The sequence below is a fragment of the Pseudomonas protegens genome (assembly GCF_003732485.1).
In the GTDB taxonomy this organism is placed as follows: domain Bacteria; phylum Pseudomonadota; class Gammaproteobacteria; order Pseudomonadales; family Pseudomonadaceae; genus Aquipseudomonas; species Aquipseudomonas protegens_B.
Genome location: NZ_MOAK01000053.1, coordinates 163,674 through 166,876, shown reverse-complemented (window position 1 = coordinate 166,876; position 3,203 = coordinate 163,674). Strand labels below are relative to the sequence as shown.

Here is a 3,203-nt window from a genome sequence, read left to right as displayed (position 1 = left end):
GATCGGACGCTCGGCCTGCTTGGGTACGAAGTAGTACATCATCCCCAGGAAACCGGTGGTCAGGAAGAAGCCCACGGCGTTGTGGCCATACCACCACTGGATCATGGCGTCAGTCGCACCGGCATAGGCCGAGTAGGACTTGAAGAAGCTGACCGGCAGGGAGGCATGGTTGACGATGTGCAGCATCGCGGTCACCACGATGAAGGCACCGTAGAACCAGTTACCGACGTAGATGTGCTTGGTCTTGCGCTTGGTGATGGTGCCAAAGAACACCAGACCGTAGGTGACCCAGACGATCGCCAGCAGGATAGCCAGAGGCCATTCCAGTTCGGCGTATTCCTTGGTGGTGGTGTAACCCAGTGGCAGGGTCACGATCGCGCCGACGATCACCGCTTGCCAACCCCAGAAGGTGAAGGCCGCAAGGCTGTCGGAAATCAGTCGCGTCTGGCAGGTTCGCTGCACGACATAGTAAGAGGTGGCAAACAATGCACATCCACCGAAGGCGAAGATCACCAGGTTGGTGTGCAGCGGGCGCAGGCGTCCAAAGGTCGTCCATGGCAGACCGAAGTTCAACTCCGGCCAGACCAGTTGCGAGGCGATGAAGACACCGAGCCCCATGCCAAGGATCCCCCAGACCACCGTCATGATGGCGAACTGGCGGACTACCTTATAGTTATAAGCAGTCGGACTGATTGCTGTGCTCATTCTAAGGTTCCACGGTTTGGGTGTTTTATTAGGGATAAAAATCGGCCGCAAGTATGGAGAAAGCAGGGGGTCATTGCAACGCGCCATGACCTGTGTCAATGCGTTCCATGCCTGATTCTGCGGCCTTTCCCTATGCCGAGTAGGGACAAAAAATGCCCTCGGACAAAATGTCGCAGTGGACAAAAAACTCGGGGTGTCAGGTCAGATGTAACCGGGTGTGTGGAAGTCCGCGGATCAGCTGACAGGCGGTAAGCCAGTCGACAGCCGGTATAAACCAGCCTTTGCGGCCTGTCATCGAGCGAAAGCTTCGAACGTCTAGGATACCGATGGCCTGTGACCGGTCATTGCCAGTCCACTTCGGGGCAAGCTTAGACCTGATTCGGATCAGTGCAAACGCAGCGGGGGAGAGGGGTGCGACACTTGGTCGCAAAGAGGCGGGGGGAACTTCAAGGGACAGGCTGCAAGTTGAAAACCTGCAGCCTGCGGATGTTGCCTTACTGGTCGTTTGCGGCTTGTTGCTTGTTGCCGTGGGAGAGGCTGTACACGTAGGCAGCCAGCAGTTGCACCTTGTCATTGCCAAGCAACTCGCTCTGGGCCGGCATATGACCCTGGCGACCGTGGCGGATAGTCTGTTGCAGTTGCGCCAGGCTAGTACCGTAGATGAAGCCGGCAGGCTGGGTCAGATCGGGTGCGCCCATGATCTCGGTGCCTTTGCCGTTGGCGCCGTGGCAGGCTACGCAGGTGGTGCTGAATGCTTGCTGTCCGGCCAGCAGGTCAGCATCGCTGTCTGCAGGCAGGGGCAGGCCGGCCAGTTCATGACGAACATAGGCAGCAACGTTCTTCACCCCGTTTTCCTTGAGCACTTCACCCCAGGCCGGCATGGCTGCCATGCGGCCGCCCATGATGGTGGCCTTGATGGTGTCGGCGCTGCCGCCCCACCGCCAGTTGTCGTCCGCCAGGTTGGGGAAGCCGAAAGCACCCTTGGCGTCAGAGCCGTGGCACACCGAGCAGTTGGAAGCGAACAGGCGTCCACCCATCTTCAGTGCTTGTGGGTCCTTGGCCACTTCTTCCACGGGCATGGCGGCGAATTTGGCGAAGATCGGCCCAAACTTAACGTCCGCCTTGGCCATTTCCTTTTCCCATTCCTTGGTCTGGGTCCAGCCGTCCTCATAGCCCGGCAGGATGCCTTTCCAGTTGCCCAGACCCGGGTAGAGGATCAGGTAGCCCACGGAAAACACCAGGGTCCCGGCGAACAGCAGGAACCACCATTGCGGCAGGGGGTTGTCGTACTCCTCGATGCCATCGAAAGCGTGGCCCATGGTCTGGTCCACGCTGCCCTTGGTTTCACCCTTGCGGGTGCCGACCAGCAGCCAGGTCAGGCCGATCAGGCTGCCGATGGTCAGTACGCAGATCCACGTACTCCAGAAGGTGGTCATGGCCGAATGCTCCTTGTCGCAGGCTCTTGAGGTTGAGCGTCATCAGATGAATGGCCGGCGTGCGCCGCGCCCGGCGCCGGATCGTCGGCGAAGGGCAGCAGGCGTGCCTGGGCAAACTCGGGGTTGCGTTTGGCGTTGAATACCCAGATCGACAGGCCGATGAAGGCGATCATCACCACCAGGGTCCCGAGCCCGCGGATCATGCCGCTATCGAGTTCAAAACCCATGGCTCACCTCTTGCTCTTGATCGCAGTGCCAAGCACTTGCAGGTAGGACACCAGGGCGTCCATCTCGGTCTTGCCCTTGAGCGAGGCGGTGGCCCCGGCGATGTCGTCGTCGGTGTAGGGCACGCCGAGGGTGCGCATGACCTTGAGCTTGGTTTCGGTATGGCTGCTGTCCACCGGCGCTGTCACCAGCCAGGGGTAGGCCGGCATCTTCGACTCGGGCACGACGTTGCGCGGGTTGTACAAGTGCGCACGGTGCCAGTCATCGGAGTAGCGGCCACCGACACGGGCCAGGTCCGGACCGGTACGCTTGGAACCCCACAGGAACGGGTGGTCCCAGACGCTTTCACCGGCCACCGAGTAGTGACCGTAACGTTCGGTTTCAGCGCGGAACGGACGGATCATCTGCGAGTGGCACTGTACGCAGCCTTCGCGGATGTAGATGTCACGGCCTTCCAGTTGCAGGGCGGTGTAGGGCTTCATGCCTTCCACCGGCTTGTTGGTGACGTCCTGGAAGAACAGCGGGACGATCTGGGTCAGACCACCGATGCTCACCGCGAAGACCATCAGCAGCATCAGCAGGCCGACGTTTTTTTCAATCGTTTCGTGTTTCATGGCGGACTCCTCAGGCCATCTGCGCAGCGGCGTTGACTTCGGCTGGCACGGCGGCACGCACGGTGCGCCAGGTGTTGTAGGCCATCAGGAACATGCCGCTGAGGAAGATCGCACCACCCACCAGTCGCACGATGAAGCCTGGGTGGCTGGCCACCAGGGTTTCGACGAAGGAGTAGGTGAGGGTGCCGTCTTCGTTGACTGCACGCCACATCAGGCCCTGGGC

General features: G+C 60.4%; 4 protein-coding genes and 1 pseudogene. All 5 read right to left on the bottom strand.

Going from position 1 to position 3,203, the window contains the following annotated elements:
- On the bottom strand, positions 1–705 hold a 705-nt coding region (locus BLX41_RS13865), incomplete at its 3' end, for a cbb3-type cytochrome c oxidase subunit I (protein ID WP_185073540.1).
- A gap of 494 nt (positions 706–1,199) precedes the next feature.
- Positions 1,200–2,141 (bottom strand): cytochrome-c oxidase, cbb3-type subunit III, encoded by a 942-nt coding sequence (gene ccoP / locus BLX41_RS13860; RefSeq protein WP_123725348.1) that lies wholly within the window; start codon positions 2,139–2,141, stop codon positions 1,200–1,202.
- Positions 2,138–2,368 carry a cbb3-type cytochrome oxidase subunit 3 gene (locus BLX41_RS13855; RefSeq protein ID WP_123725347.1) on the bottom strand — a complete coding sequence of 77 codons (231 nt, stop codon included), beginning with the start codon at positions 2,366–2,368 and terminating at the stop codon, positions 2,138–2,140. The genes ccoP and BLX41_RS13855 overlap by 4 nt, the downstream gene beginning before the upstream one ends.
- 3 nt (positions 2,369–2,371) lie before the next feature.
- On the bottom strand, positions 2,372–2,980 hold the full coding sequence (gene ccoO, locus BLX41_RS13850) for a cytochrome-c oxidase, cbb3-type subunit II (protein ID WP_123725346.1): 609 nt from the start codon (positions 2,978–2,980) through the stop codon (positions 2,372–2,374).
- A gap of 10 nt (positions 2,981–2,990) precedes the next feature.
- Positions 2,991–3,203, bottom strand: a pseudogene (locus BLX41_RS35330) (cytochrome C oxidase Cbb3); the annotation flags it as partial.

Excerpts from the sequence above, each read along its gene's own strand:
- ccoP (WP_123725348.1), bottom strand. The coding sequence starts at position 2,141 with ATGACCACCTTCTGGAGTACGTGGATCTGCGTACTGACCATCGGCAGC.
- BLX41_RS13855 (WP_123725347.1), bottom strand. The coding sequence starts at position 2,368 with ATGGGTTTTGAACTCGATAGCGGCATGATCCGCGGGCTCGGGACCCTG.
- ccoO (WP_123725346.1), bottom strand. The coding sequence starts at position 2,980 with ATGAAACACGAAACGATTGAAAAAAACGTCGGCCTGCTGATGCTGCTG.